The organism is Aquabacterium sp., assembly GCF_049317225.1.
Classification (GTDB): Bacteria; Pseudomonadota; Gammaproteobacteria; order Burkholderiales; family Burkholderiaceae_C; genus Aquabacterium.
The window spans coordinates 102,282-127,534 of sequence record NZ_JBMOIR010000008.1 but is presented as its reverse complement, the minus strand read 5'-3'; the positions used below and the strand labels follow the sequence as shown (position 1 = coordinate 127,534).

Genomic DNA, 25,253 nt, shown 5'->3' with positions numbered 1-25,253 from the left:
TGACCCGCATGCCCAAGGTGCAAGAGAAGGTCAAGGAATTCTTCGGCAAGGACCCACGCAAGGACGTGAACCCTGACGAAGCCGTGGCCGTGGGCGCTGCGGTGCAAGGCCAGGTGCTGGCCGGCGACCGTACCGATGTGCTGCTGCTGGACGTGACCCCTCTGTCCCTGGGCATCGAAACCATGGGCGGCGTCATGACCAAGATGATCGCCAAGAACACGACCATCCCAACGAAGTTCGCTCAGACCTTCTCGACCGCCGATGACAACCAACCTGCGGTGACCATCAAGGTCTTCCAAGGTGAGCGCGAAATGGCTGCCGGCAACAAGATGCTGGGTGAGTTCAATCTGGAAGGCATCCCTCCAGCACCACGTGGCGTGCCACAAATTGAAGTGGGCTTTGACATCGACGCCAACGGCATCTTGCACGTGAGCGCCAAGGACAAGGGCACCGGCAAGGAAAACAAGATCACCATCAAGGCCAACTCGGGTCTGTCTGAGGAAGAAATCCAGAAGATGGTGAAGGACGCCGAGCTGAACGCTGCGGAAGACAAGAAGAAGCTGGAACTGGTGCAAGCCAAGAACCAAGGCGACGGCTTGGTCCACAGCGTGCGCAAGTCCCTGACCGAATACGGCGACAAGCTGGATGCGGCCGAAAAGGACAAGATCGAAGCTGCGATCAAGGAAGTTGAAGAAGCCATCAAGGGCGACGACAAGGACGACATCGAAGCCAAGACCAATGCCCTGATGACGGCCAGCCAGAAGCTGGGCGAGAAGATGTACGCTGACATGCAAGCCAACCAAGGTGCCGCGGGCGCTGCGGAAGGTGCAGCGGCTGGTGCCGAACAGGCCAAGCCGGCGGATGACAACGTCGTGGACGCCGAGTTCAAGGAAGTCAAGAAGGACTGATCCGGTCCACCTTTGACCGATGGGGCACAGGTTGCATGAGCCACGCGCTCAGGCCCTGTGCCTTTGTCGGATCTGGCCCCGATCAGCGAAACAACCTTCGCTCAGCTCGACAAGATCATGGCAAAACGCGATTTTTACGAAGTCCTCGGCGTCGCCAAAGGCGCGTCGGATGACGACATCAAGAAGGCCTACCGCAAGCTGGCCATGAAGTACCACCCTGACCGCAATCAGGGTGACAAGGCCAAGGAAGCCGAAGAGAAATTCAAGGAGGTCAAAGAGGCCTACGAGATGCTCTCGGACCCCAAGAAGCGCGCCGCCTATGACCAGTACGGCCACGCCGGTGTCGACCCGAACATGGGTGGCGGCGCAGGTGGTGCTCATGGCTACGGTGGCTTTGCGGATGCTTTTGGCGACATCTTCGGCGACATCTTTGGCCAGGGTGGCGGCGGTCGCCGTGGTGGCGGCCCTCAGGTTTACCGTGGCAGCGACTTGTCGTACGCCATGGAAATCACGCTGGAAGAAGCTGCCGCGGGCAAAGAAACCCAGATCCGCATTCCCGCCTGGGATGAGTGCGGGGTGTGCCACGGTAGTGGCGCCAAGCCCGGCACCAGCGCCAAGACCTGCCCGACCTGTAATGGTTCGGGCACGGTCCACATGCGCCAGGGTTTCTTCAGCGTGCAGCAAACCTGCCCGCATTGCCACGGCACCGGCAAGATCATTCCGGAGCCATGCACGGCCTGTTCAGGTCAAGGCAAGGTCAAGAAAACCAAGACGCTGGAAGTCAAGATTCCGGCCGGCATCAACGAAGGCATGCGCATTCGTTCGGCAGGCAATGGCGAACCCGGCACCAATGGCGGCCCGGCGGGCGATCTCTATATCGAGATCCGCATCAAGCAGCACGACATTTTCGAGCGTGATGGCGACGACCTGCACTGCAACGTGCCGGTGCCATTGACCACGGCCGCACTGGGTGGTTCGATCGAGGTTCCCACGTTGGGTGGCAAGGCTGAAATTGATATTCCCGAAGGCACGCAGCACGGCAAGACCTTCCGCCTGCGTGGTAAGGGCATCAAGGGCATCCGCTCCAGCTACCCTGGCGACCTGTACTGCCACATCGTGGTGGAAACGCCAGTCAAGCTCACCGAGCATCAACGCAAGTTGCTGAAGGAGCTCGACGAGTCTTTCAAGAAAGGTGGCGAGAAACACTCGCCCAACTCGAAGAGCTGGACCGATCGCGTGAAGAACATCTTCAAGTGATCATCTTCAGAATGACCCCCTCCAAGGCGCCCTCGGGCGCCTTTTCTTTTGGCTTCCGATCGGCAAAACAAGGGGTTAACCCTTCCTTTTTCCCTGAAAAAGCACGAATTTCACCCCAAAGCTCAAGTCAGCTCATCACATGCCGAAAAACACGATGTAGTGCATGGCTGGCCTTGCGCTTGTGTCAAAAGGCCATCCGCGTCAGATCCCGTTCTCGCCGCCAGGAACCGTCGGTATTGCGCCATGGCCACCATCATCACCCCGTACTCCAACCTTGCTGTGCTCATCATTGATGACATGGCGGTACAGCAATCCACGTTGCGGGGATATCTTTCTCTGTTAGGGATCAGCAAGACCGATGTGGCCTCCACGGCGGATGATGCGGTTCGTTTGGTCAAGTCGCGCAGGTACAACCTCATCCTCTGCGACTACAACCTGAATCACAAGACGGATGGACAGCAGTTCTTCGAGTACCTGAGGGATGAGCAACTCCTGCCTCATGATTGCTTGTTCTTCATGATCACTGCAGAGGGCTCGTATGCCTCGGTCGCGGCTACCACCGAGCACTACCCGGACGCCTACCTGCTGAAGCCCATCACCGCGGCAGACCTGGATGAACGCTTGAAAAGCGCGCTGGACAAGCGCGATGCCTTGCTGCCAATCACCACGTGCTTGAGCAAAGAAGACTTGCCGGGTGCGCTGGCCCAATGCGACAAGCTTCTGGCTGCACGCAACCGTTGGTTCATGTCTGCGCTGCAATTCAAGGCGCAGACACTGCTGAAACTGGGGCGCCACGAAGATGCGAAAGTCGTCTATCGGGCTGCGCTGGAGCAACGTGCCGACCTGACTTGGGCCAGATTGGGCTTGGCACGGGCTCACAAAGCCGCAGGCCAATACGAAGAGGCCAAGCAATTTGCCCAGGACATCATTGATTCACGCGAGGGCGAGCGCAACGTGGCCGCCTACGACGTGATTGCCGAATCACTGGAAGCCATGGGCGACCCCGAAGGGGCCATGTGGGTGTTGCGTGAAGCGGCTGTGGTCGTACCGTCGGCGCGGCGTTTCCGGCTTGTCGGTGAAAGCGCCTATCGCAATGGCGATCTGGACACAGCCAAGGATGCGCTGGTCAAAGCGAACAAATCCAGCCGAGGCTCCATGGTGCAGCAGTCGCTTGACCCGCTGATGCTGGCGCAGACTTTGGTGGACATCGGCGAATCCACCGAGGCCGTCCGCGTGCTGGGCGATGCAGCCAAGACATTCAAGAACGCGCCGCAGTTTGCGCAAGTCGCCTTGGCTGTTCAAGCTCAGGCCGAAATGCAGGCAGGTCAGACTGAGCAAGCAGCCGCCACGCTGGCCAAGGCGCGCGAAACCATGGGACGCGGCAAGGCGGACTTCGCCACGGTTGCATTGGCCAAGGCCGAGTTGATGTCAGGCAATGAAGAAGCCGGGCTTGCCTTGCTGTCAGCCGCGATCAGTGCCGACCACGAAAATCCCCGCATCAAGCAGATGATCGGCAAGGCGTTGCACGACACGGGCCATGAGGACAAGATCGGCTCGGTGATCGAGTCTGCTGCGGCGGGGCTGGATGCCAAGGTCAAAGACGCCCGCAAACTGCTGCGAGACAGTCAGATCGACGAAGCCGTGGATGCGATTGAGCAGGCCGTTCATGACTACCCTGAAAACACAGGGGTGTTACTGCAGGCAGCACAGATCAACTGCATGGCCCTGCGCTTGAAGAAGGAACGTCACCGCGGCCGAATCGAGCGCGTCAGCAATTACTTGACTCGACTCGAAAAACTGATGCCCGCCAGCGACCGCGTCATCATGATGCGACGCTACTTCCGCGAAACCCTGAGCATGCTGGATTCAGCAGCCCAGCCGCACTGAGCCCTGACCCAAAGCCATCATCATGAGTACTGCGCTTGCACTCATTGCCCACGACCTCAAGAATGCGTTGGGTGTGCTGGAAGGTGAACTGGAGTCGATGATCGACGATCCGACGCCGATTGCGGCCCAAGCGGCCTACATGCATTGCACGGATCTGCGCCGTCATTTCATTCAGTTTCTGACCTTGTACAGCGCAGAATCCGGTCAACTTGATGCGTTGTGTGAAGACGAGTCGCCAGCTGAAATGCTTCAGCACATGCTGCGTGTGTGGCAACTCAAGGCGAAGTCAGAGAACTTGCCGCTCAACATCAGCATCAAGGATGAAGATCAGGCGCCTGTATTCTGGTATTTCGACCGCAGACTGGTACAGATGGCATTGGATGCAGCACTGCACAACGCGATGCGATTTGCCCGTTCACGTGTCACCGTTGCCGCCTACAAGCGGGATGGCGCCTTGGTGTGGGAGGTCGCCGATGACGGGCCAGGCCTCGATGCCACAGACCCCAGCGCACCGCACGCCACAGGACTGGGCACAGCACTGTGCGAAGCAGTGGCTCGCGCCCACCATTTGAAAGAGCGATGCGGGCACGTCGCGGTTCGACGCGATGAAGCGGCACAAGAAACCATTTTCGAGATGCTGCTGCCCTGATCAGCTGTACAGGTATTTATGTTCATGCATCAACTCACCCCAGCGAACCAGGCCGAAGAAGCTGGTTTGGGCCCTGCCCTTGAGGATCTTCGCTCTGCCCGCGCTCTGGTTGTCGACGCCAACCCCACCTCCCGCAGCATCTTGCGAGGCATCCTGATTGACTTGGGTGTCAAGGCCGAGAAAGTTCGACAGGCCGGTCGCTACAGCGAGGCACGAAGCGAGCTGGAACACCATCAGTACGACATCGTGCTGTGTGACTACCACTTCCAGGAAACCGCACAAACTGGTGCGGATCTGGTGGATGAACTGCGCCTGGCCAATCTGCTGCCTTACACAACCGTGTTCATCATGGTGACGTCCGAAGCCAGCTATGGACGTGTTGCAGAAGCCGCTGAATTCGCGCTGGACAGCTACCTGCTCAAGCCCCACAACCACAACAACCTTGCTCGCCGACTGGCTGCTGCTCGCCACCGCAAAATGGCTTTGAGCGACATCTTTCAGGCTCTGCAGGAAGAAGACTACCAACTGGCAGCCAATCTCTGCCAAGCGCGCTTTGATACGCGTGCGGAGTATTGGGTCTACGCCGCACGCATCGGTGGTGAGTTGATGCTGCGCCTTGGACGACACGACGACGCCCGCAAGCTGTTTGAGGCCCTTGATGCCACCAAGGCCCTACCCTGGGCTCGACTTGGGATTGCACGCGCGCAACTGGATGGCGGAAATGTTGCACCAGCACGCAGAACGCTCGAGAGCCTGATCGTCGACAACCCGTCATACGCCGATGCGTACGACGTGATGGGACGCGCCCTGTTTCAGAGCGGTGACTTTGAGCAAGCTTTTGAGACTTACAAAAAGGCCGTTGAGGTCACGCCCTCCTCTGTCTCTCGCCTTCAAAAGCTGGGCATGCTGGCCTTCCACATGGGCAAGAGGGAAGAAGCGGCCAAGGCACTGCAGCGCGCTTCGACGCTGGGTGGCATGTCGAGCATGTTCGACTACCAAAGCCTGGTTCTGCTGGCCTTGCATCATTTCGAGCACAAGGACGGTAAGGAGCTCCAGAAGTGCGTCAATCAGCTGATGCAGGCTCACCAGAAAGCCCCCCGCAGCACGCGGTTGCGCCGGATGTACGAAGTACTCAACATCTTGTCGCTGATGTTGCAGCGGCAAGTGGCCGAGGTGGTTCGCCGCGTGAAGAACCTGCCCCGAGAATTCGCCACTCCCGACTTCGACATGGAAGCTGCGGGTAACGTCATGAGCCTCTTGATCCGGCTGAGCAACAGTGAATTGGAACTGCCAGATGCCGAGATGTGGATCACCCGCCTCGCTCAGCGCTTTTGCATTTCCAAAGCCATGACGGACATGTTCTGCATGATCTCCAGCACCAAACCACGTTATCAGGACTTGGTGCGCGAAGCCTATGCACACATCATGGACATCGCAGGGCAAACGCTGGCGCGCTGCAAAACGGGTGACGTTGGGGGTGCACTTCAGGATCTGCTGCGCCATGCGGAGCAGACCAGCAACATCAAGCTGATTGATCTGACGGACATGGTGCTGCAGCGCTATCGGTCACACCTGACCTCGCCAGAACTGGAAATCCGCGTTCTGGCGTTGCGCAAAAAATATGGCCGACTGCCACCACCCGCAGTGGCGCAGCCGGCCAAGGCCGGTTGAGCGATGGCCTGATCAGGCCTCGTCTTTGACGCAGTCCACGTAATAGCGCTTGCCGCCGTTGGGCAGGTCTTCGGCCACCAGGCCGTGCACATCGGTGGCAAAGCCTGGGAAAGACTCGTTGAAGTCGCGGTTGAACTTCAGGAAGTCCACGATCTTCTTGTTGAAGCGCTCGCCAGGGATCAGCAGAGGGATGCCGGGTGGGTAAGGCGTCAGCAGCGCGGTGGTGATGCGGCCTTCCAGATCGTCGATGTCCACGCGCTCGGTCTGACGACGGGCGATGCAGGCATAAGCGTCCGACGGTTTCATGCCGGGCTCCAGGCCAGACAGGTACACATCGGTCGTCAGACGGGCGATGTCACCCTTGGCATAGGCTTCGTGCACGCTCTGGCACAGGTCGCGCAGACCCATGCGTTCGTACTTCGGATTCTTCTTGCAGAAGTCCGGCAGCATGCGCCACAGCGGTGCGTTCTTGTCGTAGTCGTCCTTGAACTGCTGCAGCGCGGTCAGCATGGTGTTCCAGCGGCCCTTGGTGATGCCGATGGTGAACATGATGAAGAAGCTGTAGAGGCCCGTCTTTTCCACGACCACACCGTGCTCGGCCAGGTACTTGGTCACGATGGACGCTGGGATACCGGTCTTGGCAAACTTGCCCGACACGTCCAGGCCCGGTGTGATGATGGTGGACTTGATGGGGTCCAGCATGTTGAAGCCTTCGGCCAAGTTGCCGAAGCCGTGCCACTTTTCGTTGGCCTTCAACACCCAGTCGCTGGGCTTGCCAATGTCTTCGGTGACCAGCTTGTCCGGACCCCAGACCTTGAACCACCAGTCCTTGCCATATTCCTTGTCCACCTTGCGCATGGCGCGGCGGAAGTCCAGCGCCTCCTTGATGGACTCTTCCACCAGGGCGGTACCGCCGGGAGGTTCCATCATGGCTGCGGCCACGTCGCACGACGCGATGATGGCGTACTGCGGCGAAGTGGAGGTGTGCATCAGGTAAGCCTCGTTGAAGAGGTTACGGTCGAGCGGCACGTTTTGCGAGTCTTGCACCAGCACATGCGAAGCCTGCGAGATGCCGGCCAGCAGCTTGTGGATGGATTGCGTGGCGTACACCACCGCATCCTTCGGACGCGCACGGCCCTTGCCCATGGCGTGATACAGGCCATAGAACTTGTGGAAGGCGGCGTGAGGCAACCACGCTTCATCGAAGTGCAGGTTGTCGATCCAGCCGTCGAGCATGCCCTTGATGGTCTCGGTGTTGTAGAGTACGCCGTCGTAGGTGCTCTGCGTCAGCGTCAGGATGCGGGGCTTGGCCTTCTTGGGGTCAACGCCCTTGAGCAGCGGGTTGTTGGCGATCTTCTTGCGAATGGTCGCGGGCTCGAACTCGCTCTTGGGAATGGGGCCGATGATGCCGTAGTGGTTACGCGTGGGCGTCAGGAACACGGGGATGGCCCCGGTCATGATGATGCTGTGCAGGATGGACTTGTGGCAGTTGCGGTCCACCACGACGATGTCGCCGGGGGCCACGGTATGGTGCCACACCATCTTGTTGGAGGTGGAAGTGCCGTTGGTGACGAAGAAGCAGTGGTCCGCATTGAAGATGCGGGCCGCGTTCTTCTCGGACTCGGCCACGGGACCGGTGTGGTCCAGCAACTGTCCCAGTTCTTCCACGGCATTGCACACGTCGGCACGCAGCATGTTCTCGCCATAGAACTGGTGGAACATCTGACCCACAGGGCTCTTCAGGAAGGCCACGCCACCCGAGTGACCAGGGCAGTGCCACGAGTACGAGCCGTCCTGGGCGTAATCCATCAGCGCCTTGAAGAAAGGAGGCGCCAGGGAGTCGAGGTAGCTCTTGGCTTCACGGATGATGTGACGCGCCACAAATTCGGGCGTGTCTTCAAACATGTGGATGAAGCCGTGCAGCTCGCGCAGGATGTCGTTGGGGATGTGCTCGGAGGTGCGCGTTTCGCCGTACAGATAAATCGGAATGTCGGCGTTCTTGAAGCGGATTTCTTCAATGAACTTGCGCAAGTTCAGCACGGCCGGATCGAGCTCAGGACCGGGGGTGAATTCTTCGTCGTCGATCGACAGGATGAAGGCGCTGGCGCGGCTTTGCTGCTGAGCAAACTGAGCCAGATCACCGTAACCGGTCACGCCCAGCACCTCGACACCCTCTTTGGTGATGGCGTCAGCCAGGGCACGGATGCCCAGACCCGAGGTGTTCTCGGAGCGGAAATCCTCGTCAATGATGACGATGGGGAAATGAAAGCGCAGCATGGCCAAGCCCCTAGGTACAGGTGATCAGAAATTGGGCGGAATTTGGAAAGTCCGCGAAGTGTAGGCGCTATGGCGGCACATTTTTTTGACTTGCCCAAGACTTTTCTGGGAAATGCGCCCCCCGCATCTGAAGCGTCACTTTCTGACCGTAAACTGACTCGACAGATCAGGAGCTGGGTCAATGAGTGAAGCGACGTTGTGGTGGGTCATCACCGGTGTCTTGGTGGGACTGGAGTTGGTGTCTGGCACGTTCTATTTGCTGATGCTCGCGCTGGGCAGTGCAGCCGCCGCCTTGTCTACCTTGGCCCAGGCATCGACCACCGTGCAGTTGATCGTGGCCGCCGTGGTGGGCGGTGCGGCGGTGTTGCTCTGGCATCGCAAGCAAAGCCAGCAACGCGCGGCCAGCACACCTCCCGGATCCTCCGTGGACCCAATGAAGATGGATGTGGGCGCCAAGGTGGACGTCAAGCACTGGCACGCAGACGGCACGGCCCAAGTGCATTACCGAGGCAGCGTCTGGATGGCGCGCCATCGCGGTGACCAGTCTCCTCAGCCGGGCCTGCATCACATTCACGCTGTAGAAGGCAATCACCTCATTCTGGAAAAGGACTGACGGATCATGGAATTCGCCATTGTTTTGCTCGTCATCGCGGTCATCTTCGTGGCCAAGTCGGTGAAAGTGGTCCCCCAGCAGAGCGCCTGGGTGGTCGAACGTCTAGGGAAGTACCACTCGACGCTGACACCCGGCCTCAATGTGCTGGTGCCTTTTGTGGACCGACTCGCTTATGAGCATTCACTCAAGGAGATCCCGCTGGATGTGCCCAGCCAGGTCTGCATTACCAAGGACAACACGCAACTCCAAGTCGACGGCATCTTGTACTTTCAGGTGACGGACCCGATGCGGGCCAGTTACGGTGCCTCGAACTACATCATGGCGATCACCCAATTGGCGCAGACCACGCTGCGCAGCGTGATTGGCCGCATGGAACTGGACCGAACCTTCGAAGAGCGCGATGCCATCAACTCTGCCGTGGTGACGGCGCTGGACGAAGCGGCCATGAACTGGGGTGTGAAGGTTTTGCGCTATGAGATCAAGGACCTGACCCCGCCCGCTGAAATCTTGCGCTCGATGCAGCAGCAGATCACCGCCGAGCGGGACAAGCGCGCCCGCATTGCCGAATCGGAAGGCCGCAAGCTGGAGCAGATCAATCTGGCCACCGGCGAGCGTGAAGCCTTCATTGCCAAATCGGAAGGCGAAAAGCAGGCTCAGATCAACAAGGCCGAAGGTGAAGCCGCAGCGATTACCGCCGTGGCCGAAGCCACCGCCGAGGCCATTCGCAAGATTGCCTCGGCCATCAGTGCACCAGGCGGCCATGACGCCGTGCAATTGAAAGTGGCCGAAAAAGCGGTCGAGGCTTACGCCCAACTGGCCCAGAAGAACAACACCATGATCGTGCCAGGCAATATGAGCGAGGTGTCCTCGCTGATCGGAACCGCCATGGCCATGCTGAAAAAATCGCAAGGCTGACCCTCGATCCCAGCAGAGGTTTCATCCATGAGTGTTGAACTGACGTCTGGACGCAATGTGCTGGGCGGGCCTTTGCGGGCCTGCTCGTACGACCCGCTCACGGGTTATTTTCGCGATGGTTGCTGCCGCACACGTGGCGACGATGCCGGCATGCATGTGGTGTGCGCCAAAGTCACGCAAGCGTTTTTGGACTTTTCGCGGGCGCAGGGCAACGACCTCAGCACACCTCGCCCGGAGGTTCGCTTTGCAGGACTGAAGGCCGGCGACCGCTGGTGCTTGTGTGCCCACCGTTGGCTGGAAGCCTGGCACGCCGGCATGGCCCCGCCCGTCATTCTCGAATCAACCGACGAGAAGGCGCTGGAAGTGATTCCTCTGGCGTATCTGACATCGGCGGCGTGGGATACACACGGACACTGATTGGCTTGCCCGGAATACTGTATTTATGTACAGTATATTCATGTCGATCGATTTATCGCTTCCCTCTGCACTGCCCTCACACATCGAGGCCGCCCTCTGGCGTGGGCATGCCATGGGGCGGGCGCACGCAGCAGTCATGGCCAGCGGGCATGAAGCGCTTGATCAGGTCTTGCCTGACGGTGGCTGGCCTTGTCAGTCCCTCACGGAAATCCTGAGTCGTCAGACCGGACAAGGCGAATGGCGACTGTTGCAACCCACCTTGCAACGCTTGTGCGCCCAAGGGGGGCAGCTCATTCTGGTGGGGGCGCCACTGTCTCCTTTTCTGCCGGCTTTATGGCAAGCCGGCTTACCTACCGAGCAATTGATTCAGGTTGAGGCTCGCACACCGGCCGAGCGCTTGTGGGCCACGGAGCAAGCCCTGAAATCCGATTGCGTCAGCACCGTCCTGAGTTGGTTGCCCCAGGCTCGACCTGAACACATGCGCCGCCTGCACGCGTGTGCGGCCCAACATGCGGGCTTGCTGTTTGCCTTTCGCCCTGAGCAAGCCCGGCAAGAGTCATCCGCGGCGCCCTTGCGGCTGGCGTTGTCGGTGCAACCGTTTCCACATGCGCTGAGCATCGATGTCTTCAAACGCAAGGGCCCGTTGTTGAGCGAGCCGATTGTCTTGCCGGCCTGGCCCCAGCGCATGCAGGCTTTGCTAGGGGCCCGGCTTCGCCGTTCAGCGAGCGCGCTCGCACCCGCTCCGGCCATGGCTACACCACCTCACCATGTTGCACTGGACCGCCTTTTTGCCAGCAGCCCAGCCTGAGTCGGGCGCGCTGTCCGTCGAGGCTTTCGGATGGTGGGCGCTGCAGTTCAGTCCCCGCGTGGCCTGCCTAGAGGATGCCGTGGTACTGGAGTGGCAGAGCAGCCAGCGCCTGTTTGGCGGGCCAGAGCGTTTGCGATGTCGCCTTGAAGCGGAGTCCCGGCAACATGGCGCGCAGGCTTGCGCCCACGCGTCCACCGCGTTGGCGGCGCTGGCGTGGGCGCGTCAGCATGCGCTGCACCCTGGCAACGCCCCCCACGCTCCCGGTGCCACGCCTGACTGGGCACGACTGGATTGGCAGACCGTCTCGGCTCTGGCCGCGCACGCTCACACCCTGAGTCGCCTGGGGTGCAGAACCGTGGCCGACGTGCTGGCCCTGCCCCGAGGGGGGATCAGCCGGCGATTCGGTGAGTCGGTGCTGCATGCGCTCGATCAACTCTGCGGCCTGCGCCCCGAAACCTTCACCTGGCTCGACCTGCCTGCGGTGTTTGAACACCGTGTGCTGCTGTCAGCACGCATCGACACGGCAGCAGGCCTGATCTGCGCCATCGAGCCCGTGCTGCCCATGCTGTGTGCCTGGCTGGCTGGTCAGCACGCAGGACTCAATGCCTTGCACCTGCGCTGGCACCACGGACACCGCCGTCATGGAGAAGAAGCCGGGGAGCACCTGATTCGGGTCAGCACCCCGACCCATGATGCCCACCGCTTGAGCAAGCTGATTCAGGAGCACCTTCAGCACATTCGCCTGGCGGCACCGGTGGAAGAAATCAACTTGCGGGTCGATGACTTTCAAGCCGTGGAGGCATCCTGTTCGGCCCTGTTTCCTGAAAGCGGCACCGCCTTGCTGCATGCTGCAGAGGGGGCCCCAACTCCGGCAGCCCGCAAGGCGCAGCGTGAAGCACGGGCGGCTCTGGTCGATCAATTGAGTGCACGCCTGGGCAGCGACCGGGTGTTGCAAGGTCATGTCCATGCTGATCATCGCCCGGAATGCGCCCAGCGCTGGCTGCCAGCCAGTCACGTCATGGCCCTGCCTCCAGCCCCGTCACCACCGGACTGGCCTCAACCCACCTGGTTGTTGCCCCAGCCCTTGCCACTGGCCACGCTGGCAGACGCGCATGGTCAACATTCACACCCTTTTTACCAAGGGCGACTGGAGCTGATTGCCGGTCCTCACCGGATCGAATCCGGGTGGTGGGATGCCCCTGCTTCAGCGGAGGCCGTGGTGCGCGATTACTTTCTGGCCAGCAGCGCGATCGCCGGTTTGCTCTGGATTTTTCGAGCGCGCCCCGTTGCCAGCGGCGACGAACCTCGCTGGTTCTTGCACGGTTTCTTTGCGTGAACCATGGCCCTGCCGGACTACATCGAGCTGCACGCCGTCTCGAACTTCTCATTTCAGCGCGGGGCGTCTCACCCCGAAGAGTTGATCGAACGCGCACTGGCATTGGGCTACCGGGGATTGGCGCTGACCGATGAGGTCAGCGTGGCCGGCATCGTGCGAGCACACCTGGCTTTGCGTCGCCATCGCGAACAAGGCACCCCCGGTGCGGCACAGTTTCAACTCATCATGGGGGCGGAATTCCCCATCGAAGACCCCTACCCCGTCAAACTGATCGCACTGGCATGCCACCGCATGGGTTACGGCTTGCTGTGCGAGGCCATCACCCGCTTGCGACGACGCGTGCCGGGCAAGGGCATCGCCCCACTGCCTCGTGAAGCCTGGCGTCCACACGATTTGGGTGACTGTCTGGTGTTGATGGCGCTGGACCGGCGGCACCCGCACGAAGCCTTGCTGGCACACGCACGATGGCTGAAGCGACACTTCCCGGATCGGTGCTGGTTGCTGCTCGAACTGCACCACCAGGTCGACGATGACGCGTGGCTGCACACCCTGCGAGAAATCAGTGCCGACAGCGGCGTGCCACTGGTCGCGGCAGGTGATGTGCACATGCATGTGCGCTCACGCAAGCCGCTTCACGACGTGCTCACCGCCACCCGCTTGGGTCGCCCCTTGCCCGAATGTGGTTTCGAGCTGGATCGGCATGCCGAACGACACCTGCGCAGTCGCTTGCGCCTCTTTCAGCGCTACCCGGCTGACGTGCTGACGGCCACGCTGGATGTGGCCCAACGCTGCGCATTCAGTCTGGATGAACTGAAGTACGAATACCCCGACGAAGTCGTGCCGGACGGTCTCACCGCTGCCGAACACCTCTGCCAGCAAGCCCACGAAGGACTGGCCCGGCGCTACCCCGCCGGCATTCCTGCCGAGGTGCAAATGCAGTTGCACAAGGAGTTGGCGCTGATTGCCGAGTTGCGGTACGAAAAGTACTTCCTCACGGTGTATGACATCGTGGCCTTTGCCCGCTCACGTCACATCCTCTGTCAGGGGCGAGGCAGTGCGGCCAACTCGGTGGTTTGTTATGCGCTGGGTATCACCGAGGTCAATCCTCAGGAAGGGCATCTGCTTTTCGAACGCTTCATCTCGAAAGAGCGCAACGAACCGCCCGACATCGATGTGGATTTCGAGCATGAGCGCCGCGAAGAAGTCATCCAGTACCTCTATGCCAAATATGGCCGAGATCGTGCGGCATTGACCGCCACCGTCATCACATACCGCACCCGCAGTGCCTTGCGCGACGTGGGCAAGGCACTGGGATTCAGTCTGGACGACATTGAACGCGCCAGTGGCAACCTGCAATGGTGGGACAGCCGAGAAGCACTGGCCCAGCGACTGGCAGAAGTCGGCCTGGCCCCGCAAGACCAGCGCGTGCAGCAGTGGATGGAGCTGACCCGCAACCTGATCGGCTTTCCCCGACACCTGAGCCAGCACACGGGCGGTTTTGTCATCTCGCGCGGCCCCTTGTGTCGCATGGTGCCCATTGAAAACGCCGCCATGCCCGAGCGCAGTGTCATCCAGTGGGACAAAGACGACCTGGACGCACTGGGTTTGCTCAAGGTGGACGTGCTGGCGCTCGGCATGCTCACGGCCTTGCGCAAGACCATGGACTTCGTCAGCGATTGGCGGGGCGGCGCGTTCACGCTGCAAGACATCCCTCGCGACGATCACCCGACTTACGAGATGCTCACCCGCGCCGACACCATGGGTGTCTTCCAGGTAGAAAGCCGCGCACAGATGAGCATGTTGCCGCGACTGCGCCCCAAGAACTTCTACGACCTGGTGGTGGAGGTGGCGCTGGTTCGTCCGGGACCGATCCAAGGGGGCATGGTCCACCCCTATCTGAAACGACGACAGGGTCTGGAGCCCATCTCCTACCCGCGCGGCTTGTCTGCGGCACTGGAGCGGACGCTGGGCATCCCCATTTTCCAGGAACAGGTCATGCAGATCGCCATGATTGCGGCAGGTTTCACCGCCGGAGAGGCCGACGATTTGCGACGCTCCATGGCGGCATGGCGACGCAAAGGCGATGTGCACAAATTCAAGGATCGCATCCGCGCAGGCATGCGGGCCAATCAATACCCCGCCGAATTTGCCGAACAGATCTGCCAACAGATCGAAGGCTTTGGCTCATACGGCTTCCCCGAATCTCACGCTGCCAGCTTTGCCATCCTGGTGTATGCCAGCGCCTGGCTCAAATGCCATGAGCCGGCGGCCTTCCTGGCCGGATTGCTCAATGCCCAGCCCTTGGGCTTCTATTCACCCAGCCAATTGGTGCAAGACGCCAGGCGCCATCAGGTCGAAGTGCGCCCTGCCGATGTCATGCACAGCACGTGGGATTGCAGTCTGGAAACCGCGTTTCCCCCAACCTCATCACAACCCGCCGTGCGACTGGGACTGCGGCTGTTGACCGGCCTGTCTCCCGAAATCGCCCTGCGAATTCAGCAAGCACGACAACAAGCCCCGTTCAACGACGTCGATGACCTGGCGCGCCGAGCCGACCTGGATCAACGCACCCTGCGGGCTCTGGCTTCGGGCGATGCCCTGCACAGCCTGTCCGGACATCGACGCCAACAAGTCTGGGACGCTTCGGCACTGCACCGCGCCCCACCTTTGCTGCGTGAAGCACCGATCGAAGAGGACTGGTTGACCTTGCCCGAGGCGCCGGAAGGTGAAGAAATCGTGTTTGACTACGCCTCGCAAGGCCTGACGCTCAGGCGCCACCCCTTGGCCTTGCTGCGCCCCCAACTGGCCGCACAGCGGCTGCTGAGTGCCGCCGAACTCCATGACTTCCCAACAGGGCGACTGGCTCGAGCTTGCGGCATTGTCACCGTGCGCCAGCAACCCGGAACCGCCTCCGGCGTGGTGTTCGTCACCCTGGAAGATGAAACCGGCACGGTCAACGTGATCGTGTGGCCAGCCCTGAAAGAACGCCAGCGGCGCGAGCTGGTGCACTCACGGCTGCTGGCGGTCTATGGGGTGTGGCAGCGCGAAGGCGAAGTACGCCATTTGGTGGCGCACCGCCTGCGCGACATGACGCCCCTGCTGGGGCGCCTGAGCACCCACAGCCGGGACTTTCACTGACGAGGGTCAGCGCTTGCGGGCGGGGGGCAAGTCGGTGCAACTGCCGTGAGCCGCTTCGGCACACAGGCCGATGCTTTCACCCAGGGTGGGATGCGGGTGGATCGTCTTGCCGATGTCGATCTCGTCGGCCCCCATCTCGATGGCCAGCGCGATTTCACCGATCATGTCGCCCGCATGGGTGCCGACGATGCCGCCACCCAGGATGCGACCATGGCCGTTGGCCTCGGGGCTGTCATCGAACAGCAGCTTGGTGAAGCCTTCGTCGCGACCGTTCGCAATGGCTCGGCCCGAAGCCGACCACGGGAACAGTCCCTTCTTGACCTTGATGCCCTGGGCCTTGGCCTGGTCCTCGGTCAAGCCCACCCAGGCCACTTCCGGATCGGTGTAGGCCACGCTCGGGATCACGCGGGCATCGAACTGCGCCTTGGCCAGCTTCTCGTCGCCCAGCAATTCACCCGCCACCACCTCGGCAGCCACGTGCGCTTCGTGCACAGCCTTGTGCGCCAGCATGGGTTGCCCCACCAGGTCGCCAATGGCGAAGATGTGCGGCACGTTGGTACGCATCTGCACATCCACGGGAATGAAGCCACGGTCGGTCACGGCCACACCGGCCTTGTCTGCATCCAGCTTCTTGCCATTGGGCGTGCGCCCCACGGCTTGCAGCACCAGGTCATACGTCTGCTCGGACACGGTGCCATCGGCCGCCTCGAACTTCACCTTGATGCCTTCGGGCGTGGCCTCGGCCCCCATCGTCTTGGTCTTCAACATGATGTTGTCAAAGCGCGGCGCATTCATCTTCTGCCAGACCTTGACCAGATCCCGGTCAGCACCCTGCATCAGGCCGTCCATCATCTCGACCACGTCCAGACGCGCGCCCAGCGTGGAATACACCGTGCCCATTTCCAGACCGATGATGCCGCCGCCCACAATCAGCATGCGCTTGGGCACTGCCTTGAGCGCCAGCGCACCCGTCGAGTCCACGATGCGCTCATCCTGCGGGAAGAACGGCAAACGCACGGCCTGCGAGCCCGCCGCAATGATGGCGCGCTTGAAACGCACCACCTTGGCCGAGCCGGTCTTCTCCTGCCCCGTGCCAGTGGTCTCTTCGACCTTCAGGTGATACGGGTCGAGGAAGACACCGTAGCCGCGCACGGTTGTGACCTTGCGCATCTTGGCCATGGCCGCCAGACCACCCGTCAGCTTGCCAATGACCTTTTCCTTGTGGCCACGCAGCTTGTCGATGTTCACGCTGGGCTCGGCGAACGCCACGCCGGCATCGGCCAAGTGACGCACCTCGTCCATCACCGCTGCCACGTGCAGCAGCGCCTTCGACGGGATGCACCCCACGTTCAGGCAGACACCGCCCAAGGTGGCGTAGCGCTCGACGATGACGGTGTTCAACCCCAGGTCGGCCGAGCGGAACGCCGCGGAATAACCGCCAGGCCCACCACCCAAAACCAGCACGTCGCACTCGACATCCACGGGACCGCTGTAGCTGCCTGCTGGCGCCGCCACAGGCGCGGGCGCTGCCGCCAACGGAGCCGCAGCCACTGGCGTCGCAGCCGGTGCCGCAGCAGACTCAGCAGCCACGCCATTGGCCACTTCCAGCGTCAGCAGCAAAGAACCCTCGCTGACCTTGTCACCCAAGGCCACCTTCAACTCCTTGACCACGCCGGCGTGCGAACACGGGATCTCCATCGACGCCTTGTCAGACTCGACGGTGATCAAGCTTTGCTCGGCCTTCACCGTGTCACCCGGCTTGACCAGGATCTCGATGATGGCCACTTCCTTGAAGTCCCCAATGTCAGGGACTTTGACGTCAATCACTGCCATGATGACCTCCGATCACAGCACGATGCGGCGGAAGTCCGCCAGCAAAGACGCAAAGTAGACATTGAAGCGCGCCGCCGCCGCACCATCAATGACACGATGGTCATAAGACAGCGACAGCGGCAACATCAGCCGAGGCTCGAACGCCTGGCCGTTCCACTTGGGCTCCAGCGAACTCTTGCACACCCCCAGAATGGCCACTTCTGGCGCATTGATGATGGGCGTGAAGTACTTGCCGCCGATCCCGCCCAGTGAGCTGATGCTGAAGCAGCCACCTTGCATGTCTGCCGGGCTCATCTTGCCTTCACGGGCCTTCTTGGCCAGCTCAGCGGTCTCCTGGCTGATCTGCAAGATGCCCTTCTTGTCCGCATCCTTGATCACCGGCACCACCAGGCCATTGGGCGTGTCCGCCGCAAAGCCGATGTGGAAGTACTCCTTGTAGACCAACTGATCGCCATCCAGCGATGCATTGAACTCGGGAAACTTCTTCAACGTCACCGCTGCAGCCTTGATCAGGAACGCCAGCATGGTCACCTTGACGCCTGCCTTCTCGTTTTCCTTGTTCAACTGCAGGCGGAAGGCTTCCAGCTCAGTGATGTCAGCATCGTCATGGTTGGTGACGTGCGGAATCATGACCCAGTTGCGATGCAGGTTCGCACCAGAAATCTTTTTGATGCGCGAAAGATCCTTGCGCTCGATGGGGCCGTACTTGGCGAAGTCGACCTGCGGCCACGGCAACAAACCCGGCAAACCACCACCCACCGATGCGGCAGTCGGCGCCTTGGCCTTTTGCGCGGCCGTTTGCGCGTCACCCGCCATCACCTGCTGGACAAAACCTTGCAGGTCATCCAGGGTGATGCGGCCTTTGAAGCCGCTGCCTTTGACTTCGGCCAGTGGCACACCCAATTCGCGCGCCGCCTTGCGGATGCTGGGCGACGCATGCGGCAAGCTGCCCGACGGCGTGCCCGGCTGATGCGCCGGCAGTGCAGCTGGTGCGGCCACCGCAGGGGCGCTCGATGCCACGGACACCGCCACCGGTGTCGCTGCGGGCGCGGGAGCCGCGGCAGGCGCCGGCACCGAAGCAACAGGCTCCGCTGCTGCGGGTGCCGCTTGAGCAACACCTGCCGCATCCGCGGTTTCCAGCATCAGCACCAAGGAGCCCTCGGCCACCTTGTCACCCAAGGCCACCTTCAACTCCTTGACCACCCCGGCGTGCGAGCACGGAATTTCCATCGACGCCTTGTCCGACTCGACGGTGATGAGGCTTTGCTCGGCCTTCACCGTGTCACCTGGCTTGACCAGCACTTCGATGACGCTTACTTCCTTGAAATCCCCGATATCGGGAACCTTCACTTCAATCAATGCCATGTTGTGCTCCCATCAGGCGTACAGCGGGTTGACCTTGTCGGCCTTGATGCCGTACTGCTGAATGGCCTCGGCCACCTTGGTACGCGCCACCTTGCCGTCATCAGCCAGCGCCTTGAGGGCCGCCACCACGATGTAGTGACGATTGATCTCGAAGTGTTCACGCAACTTGCTGCGGAAGTCACTGCGTCCGAAGCCATCCGTGCCCAAGACCTTGTAGCTGCGGCCACGCGGAATGAAGGGGCGAATCTGCTCGGCGTAGTTCTTCATGTAATCGGTCGATGCCACCACAGGCCCATCGAATGGCTGCAGCTGCTGCGTCACAAACGGCACGGCCGGTACGGCTGCCGGATGAAGCATGTTGAAGCGCTCCACGTCATGGCCATCCCGGGCCAGCTCGTTGAAGCTAGGGCAACTCCACACATTGGCAGACACGCCCCAGTCGGCTTCCAGCAGCGCCTTGGCTGCCATCGACTCACGCAAGATCGAGCCGGAACCCAGCAGGTTCACGCTGTGGGCCATGCCCTTTGCACCCTCTTGCAACAGATACATGCCCTTGAGAATTTGCTCTTCCGTGCCTTGCTTGAGGCCCGGCATGGCGTAGTTCTCGTTGAGCAGCGTCAGATAGAAGAACACGTTCTCCTGGTTCTCGACCATGCGCTTCAGCCCATGGTGCAGGATCACGCCCACTTCATGCGCAAACGACGGGTCATACGACACGCAGTTCGGAATGGTGCCCGCCAGGATGTGGCTGTGGCCATCTTCGTGCTGCAGCCCTTCGCCATTGAGCGTGGTGCGCCCGGAAGTGCCGCCCAGCAAGAAGCCGCGAGCCTGCATGTCACCCGCCGCCCAGGCCAGATCGCCAATGCGCTGGAACCCGAACATCGAGTAGTACACAAAGAACGGGATCATGATCCGGTTGCTGGTGCTGTAGCTCGTCGCTGCGGCAATCCAGCTCGACATGCCACCGGCCTCGTTGATGCCCTCTTGCAGGATCTGACCGGCCTTGTCCTCGCGGTAATACATCACCTGGTCCTTGTCGACCGGGGTGTACTGCTGGCCCGCCGGGTTGTAGATCCCGATCTGACGGAACAGGCCTTCCATCCCGAAGGTGCGCGCCTCGTCCACCAGAATCGGCACCACACGCGAACCCAGTGAAGGGTCACGCAGCAACTGCGTCAGGAAACGCACGTAAGCCTGTGTCGTGGAAATCTCGCGGCCCTCGGCCGTGGGGTCCAGAATGGCCTTGAACGTGTCCAAAGGCGGGATGGTGAACTGCTCGTCGGCACGCTGGCGACGGTGCGGCAAATACCCCCCCAAAGCCTGACGTCGTGCATGCAGGTACTTCATTTCCGGCGAATCGTCCGCCGGCTTGTAGAACGGGATCTTGGGCAGTTCGCTGTCCGGGATCGGAATGTTGAAGCGGTCACGGAAGTACTTGATGTCTTCGTCCGTGAGCTTCTTGGTCTGGTGAACGGTGTTCTTGCCTTCACCGGCCTTGCCCATGCCAAAGCCCTTGACCGTCTTGATCAGCAAGACGGTTGGCTGCCCCTTGTGGTTCACGGCGCGGTGGTAGGCGGCGTACACCTTTTGCGGATCGTGGCCGCCACGACGCAAGGCCCAGATCTGCTCGTCCGACATCTTCGAGACCATCTCGGCCACACGCGGATCGCGCTCGAAGAAGTTCTTGCGAACGAAGGCGCCGTCGTTGGCCTTCATGGCCTGGTAATCACCGTCCGGGATGTCCATCATGATCTTGCGCATGAGGCCTTCCTTGTCTTTCGCAAGGAGGGGGTCCCAGTCACTGCCCCACAGCACCTTGATCACGTTCCAACCGGAACCCCGGAATTCACCTTCCAGTTCCTGAACAATCTTGCCGTTGCCGCGCACCGGACCATCCAGACGCTGCAAGTTGCAGTTCACGACAAAAATCAGGTTGTCGAGCTTTTCGCGTGCAGCCAAGCCAATGGCGCCCAGAGATTCGGGCTCATCCATCTCGCCGTCACCACAGAAGACCCACACCTTGCGGTTGCTGGTGTCTGCCAGACCCCGTGCGTGCAGGTATTTCAGGAAACGCGCCTGATAGATGGCCATCAGTGGGCCCAAGCCCATCGACACGGTCGGGAACTGCCAGAAGTTGGGCATCAACTTCGGATGCGGGTAGCTCGACAGACCTTGACCATCGACTTCCTGGCGGAAATGCAGCAACTGCTCTTCGGTCAGTCGGCCTTCTAGGTACGCCCGTGCATAAATGCCAGGAGACACATGCCCCTGGAAATAAATGCAGTCGCCACCGTGATGCTCATTCTCGGCATGCCAGAAATGGTTGAACCCTGCACCAAACATATGGGCCAACGATGCAAAGGAGCCAATATGCCCCCCAAGATCGCCGCCATCTTCCGGGTTATGTCGGTTGGCCTTGACGACCATCGCCATGGCGTTCCAGCGCATGTAGGCGCGTAAACGTTCCTCGATGTCGATATTGCCCGGACAACGCTCTTCGTCTTCCACCGGAATGGTGTTGACGTAAGCCGTGTTGGCCGAAAACGGCATGTCGATGCCCGCCTGTCTGGCGTGATCGAGGACGTTTTCAAGGAGTTGGTGGGCACGCTCTCGGCCCTCAGCGTCGATCACGCCGGACAAGGCGTCCAGCCACTCGCGCGTTTCTTGAGGATCCAAGTCCGATGGGACAGACTTCTGCGGATCTTGAGCAGACATGGGTAAGTCTCCAAATTGTTGATAGCGGCTCGCATCCAGTTTGGACGAGAGCCCAAGTCCTGGCCCGTGGATAAACGGCAGAACCCCGGCACTATGATTTGCTTCAACACCCGGTAGGGTGAGGAAACAGTCCAAAATATACGCCATCAATTCAAAGCCTCAGGAACGAGTCCGTATTCGGACAATCCCCATATGGACTTCTCTGCATCGCCAGACACAGCACCCATGCCTCCCACGCCGCCTGCGCGCCCCAGTGCACGACTGTTCTGGCGTTGGTGGCAGAAAAAGAGCCCCAGCCAACAAGATCGCTACGCCACACTCGGCCCGCTGATCTCGGTCCTGCTGTTTTTGGCCGCCATCATTGCGGCCTTCTGGTACCTCCGCAACGAAGAACTGGAGCGTGCGCAAGAGTCGGTCAAGCGCGACACTGAAGTCGTGCAACAACAGATCCGTTTGCGACTGGTAGAGAACCAGGAACAGTTACAGCGTCTGGCCCGAGACATCAGCCTGAAGTCCGTTGCCCCGGAAGCATTCATGCGGCAAGCCGGCGACTTTGTCCGTGCACGGCCAGAAATTCTCAGCTTGTCATGGATACAGGCCAACGGCACAGTGAAAGCAGCGCGCACGGCGCTGACACTGCCGCTTGACCCGGGTGTCACAGAAGACATTGATCCTTCTGGCAACCCCGCAGACAATTACAACCCGCTCATTGAAGGCAAGCTGCCACTTCAAGCCTTCCAGTTGGCGCACGATCGCAACCAACCCGTCTACTCCCACCCTTTTCCCAACCAGACCGGCGCCAGCATTGTTCAGGTGCATGTCCCCATGGTGGATCGGAACGGCTTCCAAGGCACGCTGGTTGCGGAGTACTCGCTTGAATCCATGCTCCGCTACCTCGTTCCGCGCGAGGTCGGCAGTCGCCACGCCATGGGGTTGGCCAACCCCAGCGGTCAGTTGCTGACCAGTACCTTCGGCGGCAACAGCAAAACCACGTCGCACCCCACCTTCGTCCACGACGTCATGGTCACACCGGTGGGCAATGGCCTGATGTTGCGTGGCATGGGCTACAAGACCTCGGGTGATCTGGTCGGGAACACGCTGTTCTGGATGGTGATTGCGCTGTCCACCCTGACGGTGTGGACCCTGATGGGCACGCTGCGACACATGCGCCGCCGCTCTCAAATCCAGAAGACCCTGGTGCAGGAAACCAACTTCCGTCGGGCCATGGAAAACTCCATGCTCACCGGCATGCGCACCATCGACCTGGAAGGCCGCATCACCTACGTGAACCCGGCGTTCTGTGCCATGACCGGCTTCTCGGAAGACGAACTGCTGGGTTGCGTCCCCCCCTACCCTTACTGGCCCAAAGACCGCCTCGACGAGTTCCACCGCATCTTTCAACAAGAGTTGCTGGGCCGCAGCCCCATGGGCGGCATCGAGGTGCTGATGCAGCGTCGCGACGGCACCCAGTTTGATGCGCGGATGTACGTGTCTCCCCTGATCGACGCCCAAGGCGACCAGACCGGCTGGATGACATCGGTGACCAACATCACCGAAGCCAAGCGCGTGCGGGACCAACTCACTGCGGCCCACGAGCGCTTCACCACGGTGCTGGAGGGGCTGGATGCGGCCGTGTCCGTGGTGTCCGTGCAGCGTGGCGAGTTGCTGTTTGCCAACCGCTCGTACCGCATCTGGTTTGGCGCCAACCCCGACGCCCACACCCAGTTGACAGGCGGTGAAATCATGCCCGACGAGGTCATCGACAGTGACGAATCGGTCGACAACTTTGGCGGCATCCCAACCCAGGCACTGACCAACGCCGGCAGCGACACGCGCGAAGTCTTCGTCGACAGCATCCAGAAGTGGTTTGACGTGCGTGCCCGGTACGTACAGTGGACGGACGGCAACCTTGCCCAGATGCTGATTGCCACCGACATCACAGCACGTCGTCAGGCTGAAGAAGCCGCGGCCCGACAAGCCGAGAAAGCGCAGTTCACCAGCCGCCTGATCACCATGGGTGAAATGGCCTCGACCGTGGCGCACGAGCTCAATCAGCCACTTGCAGCCATTGCGAACTACTGCAGCGGCATGATGAGCCGCATCCAATCTGGCACCATCGATCAGGAACAACTCCTGGGGGCACTGGAAAAGACCACACGTCAGGCGCAGCGGGCCGGCCAAGTCATCCACCGCATCCGGCAGTTCGTCAAGCGCAGCGAACCTCAGCGCCAACCGTGCCGTGTGCGCGACATCACCGACGCCGTGCTCGACCTGGCTGTGTTCGAAATGAAACGCCGCCGCGTCACGCTCAACACCACCGTCGCAAACCGCCTGCCCATCGTGATGGCCGACCCCATCCTGATCGAGCAGGTACTGCTGAACCTGCTGAAAAATGCAGCCGAAGCCATCGACTCGTCGCAAATGCCACAATCACGTCGTCATATCGACCTTCGCGTGCAACAACGCCGCACCGACGACCAAGGCGAAGTGGTGGAGTTTTCGGTCTCTGACAGCGGCCCGGGCATGAAAGAAGAGATGCTGGAGCGCCTCTTTGAAGCCTTCCACTCCACCAAGGCGGAGGGACTGGGCATTGGCCTGAGTTTGTGCCGCTCGATCATTGAGTCACACCATGGTCGGATCAAGGCCGAGAACATCTACAATGGGACATCGATCACAGGTTGTCGTTTCACGTTCAACCTCCCGATCGATAGCAGTGGGGAGGTCGACTTCGCCGATACCGGCACTCCCCCTTCCAACGACTTACTTGCCGATAACCCATGAGCTTGATCCCGAAAAAAGGCACTGTGTATGTGGTTGATGACGACGAGGCCGTGCGCGACTCGTTGCAGTGGCTTCTGGAAGGCAAGGACTACCGTGTCCGCTGCTTTGACTCGGCCGAATCGTTCCTCGCCCGCTTTGACCCCCGTGAAGTCGCCTGCCTGATCACCGACATCCGCATGGATGGCATGAGCGGCCTGGAACTGCAAGACAAGCTGCTGGAGCGCAAGTCGCCTCTGCCCATCGTGTTCATCACGGGTCACGGCGACGTGCCCATGGCCGTGAACACAATGAAGAAGGGCGCGATGGACTTCATCGAGAAGCCTTTCAAGGAAGACGCACTGGTGTCCTTGGTAGAACGCATGCTCGAAGAAGCGCGTGCGGCCTTCTCGCAATCGCAAGAAGCTGCCAGCCGCGAGGCTCTGCTGTCGCGCCTGACCACCCGTGAAGCGCAAGTGCTGGAACGGATTGTGGCCGGCCGCCTGAACAAACAGATCGCCGACGATCTGGGCATCAGCATCAAGACCGTTGAAGCCCACCGCGCCAACGTGATGGAAAAGCTCAACGCCAACACCGTGGCCGACCTGCTCAAGATTGCACTCGGCGCCAACGCCCAACCGGCAGCCAACCAGGCCAAGTAAGGTCTAGTGGAGGCCAGTCTGCTGATTGGCCTTCCGTTTATCGCC

Annotated in this window: 17 protein-coding genes; 13 read left to right on the top strand and 4 right to left on the bottom strand. The window is 60.8% G+C overall.

The features are described 5' to 3' along the window. The 5 genes from ACOYNB_RS07845 to ACOYNB_RS07825 form a co-directional block, all read left to right on the top strand. A partial coding sequence (locus tag ACOYNB_RS07845; protein ID WP_422838546.1) for an Hsp70 family protein occupies positions 1–908 on the top strand: 908 nt, incomplete at its 5' end. 117 nt (positions 909–1,025) lie between these two features. Beyond that, on the top strand, positions 1,026–2,165 hold the full coding sequence (gene dnaJ, locus ACOYNB_RS07840) for a molecular chaperone DnaJ (protein ID WP_422838545.1): 1,140 nt from the start codon (positions 1,026–1,028) through the stop codon (positions 2,163–2,165). A 243-nt stretch (positions 2,166–2,408) separates the two neighbouring features. After that, positions 2,409–4,052, top strand: a complete 1,644-nt coding sequence (locus ACOYNB_RS07835; RefSeq protein WP_422838544.1) for a tetratricopeptide repeat protein — start codon at positions 2,409–2,411, stop codon at positions 4,050–4,052. A 22-nt stretch (positions 4,053–4,074) separates the two neighbouring features. Further along, the gene (locus ACOYNB_RS07830; RefSeq protein WP_422838543.1) at positions 4,075–4,701 is read left to right on the top strand and encodes a sensor histidine kinase; all 627 of its coding nucleotides are present in this window, start codon (positions 4,075–4,077) and stop codon (positions 4,699–4,701) included. 24 nt (positions 4,702–4,725) lie between these two features. After that, the gene (locus ACOYNB_RS07825; RefSeq protein WP_422838542.1) at positions 4,726–6,372 is read left to right on the top strand and encodes a response regulator; all 1,647 of its coding nucleotides are present in this window, start codon (positions 4,726–4,728) and stop codon (positions 6,370–6,372) included. 12 nt (positions 6,373–6,384) lie between these two features. Here the strand turns inward: ACOYNB_RS07825 and ACOYNB_RS07820 are convergent, their stop codons facing one another. Further along, entirely contained in the window at positions 6,385–8,649 is a 2,265-nt protein-coding gene (locus ACOYNB_RS07820; protein ID WP_422838541.1) for an Orn/Lys/Arg decarboxylase N-terminal domain-containing protein, read from the bottom strand. 181 nt (positions 8,650–8,830) lie between these two features. Here ACOYNB_RS07820 and ACOYNB_RS07815 point away from each other — a divergent pair, with 181 nt between their 5' ends. The 6 genes from ACOYNB_RS07815 to ACOYNB_RS07790 are packed head-to-tail and all read left to right on the top strand — an operon-like array spanning position 8,831 to position 15,876. Next, positions 8,831–9,262 carry an NfeD family protein gene (locus tag ACOYNB_RS07815; RefSeq protein WP_422838540.1) on the top strand — a complete coding sequence of 144 codons (432 nt, stop codon included), beginning with the start codon at positions 8,831–8,833 and terminating at the stop codon, positions 9,260–9,262. A 6-nt stretch (positions 9,263–9,268) separates the two neighbouring features. Further along, positions 9,269–10,177 (top strand): SPFH domain-containing protein, encoded by a 909-nt coding sequence (locus ACOYNB_RS07810; RefSeq protein ID WP_422838539.1) that lies wholly within the window; start codon positions 9,269–9,271, stop codon positions 10,175–10,177. A 27-nt stretch (positions 10,178–10,204) separates the two neighbouring features. Further along, positions 10,205–10,594 (top strand): DUF2237 family protein, encoded by a 390-nt coding sequence (locus tag ACOYNB_RS07805; protein WP_422838538.1) that lies wholly within the window; start codon positions 10,205–10,207, stop codon positions 10,592–10,594. Positions 10,595–10,634: 40 nt separating this feature from the next. Next, positions 10,635–11,402 carry a translesion DNA synthesis-associated protein ImuA gene (imuA, locus tag ACOYNB_RS07800; protein ID WP_422838537.1) on the top strand — a complete coding sequence of 256 codons (768 nt, stop codon included), beginning with the start codon at positions 10,635–10,637 and terminating at the stop codon, positions 11,400–11,402. Next, positions 11,362–12,738: a DNA polymerase Y family protein gene (locus ACOYNB_RS07795; protein ID WP_422838536.1), complete on the top strand. Its 1,377-nt coding sequence runs from the start codon at positions 11,362–11,364 to the stop codon at positions 12,736–12,738. The genes imuA and ACOYNB_RS07795 overlap by 41 nt, the downstream gene beginning before the upstream one ends. A 3-nt stretch (positions 12,739–12,741) precedes the next feature. After that, positions 12,742–15,876 carry an error-prone DNA polymerase gene (locus ACOYNB_RS07790; RefSeq protein WP_422838535.1) on the top strand — a complete coding sequence of 1,045 codons (3,135 nt, stop codon included), beginning with the start codon at positions 12,742–12,744 and terminating at the stop codon, positions 15,874–15,876. 6 nt (positions 15,877–15,882) lie between these two features. Here the strand turns inward: ACOYNB_RS07790 and lpdA are convergent, their stop codons facing one another. From lpdA to aceE, 3 genes are read right to left on the bottom strand one after another with little or no spacing between them, the layout of a single operon-like run. Further along, positions 15,883–17,709 carry a dihydrolipoyl dehydrogenase gene (gene lpdA / locus ACOYNB_RS07785; protein ID WP_422838534.1) on the bottom strand — a complete coding sequence of 609 codons (1,827 nt, stop codon included), beginning with the start codon at positions 17,707–17,709 and terminating at the stop codon, positions 15,883–15,885. Between the two features lie 12 nt (positions 17,710–17,721). Then, positions 17,722–19,074 (bottom strand): dihydrolipoyllysine-residue acetyltransferase, encoded by a 1,353-nt coding sequence (gene aceF, locus ACOYNB_RS07780; RefSeq protein WP_422838533.1) that lies wholly within the window; start codon positions 19,072–19,074, stop codon positions 17,722–17,724. A gap of 12 nt (positions 19,075–19,086) precedes the next feature. Beyond that, the gene (gene aceE, locus ACOYNB_RS07775) at positions 19,087–21,789 is read right to left on the bottom strand and encodes a pyruvate dehydrogenase (acetyl-transferring), homodimeric type (RefSeq protein ID WP_422838532.1); all 2,703 of its coding nucleotides are present in this window, start codon (positions 21,787–21,789) and stop codon (positions 19,087–19,089) included. A 192-nt stretch (positions 21,790–21,981) separates the two neighbouring features. Between aceE and ACOYNB_RS07770 the strand changes: the two genes are divergently transcribed. Continuing rightward, a complete protein-coding gene (locus ACOYNB_RS07770; protein ID WP_422838531.1) occupies positions 21,982–24,570 on the top strand; it encodes a PAS domain S-box protein in 2,589 nt (862 codons plus the stop codon). Next, on the top strand, positions 24,567–25,208 hold the full coding sequence (locus ACOYNB_RS07765; protein WP_422838530.1) for a response regulator transcription factor: 642 nt from the start codon (positions 24,567–24,569) through the stop codon (positions 25,206–25,208). Before ACOYNB_RS07770 ends, ACOYNB_RS07765 begins: the two co-directional genes overlap by 4 nt. Positions 25,209–25,253 lie beyond the last annotated feature (45 nt).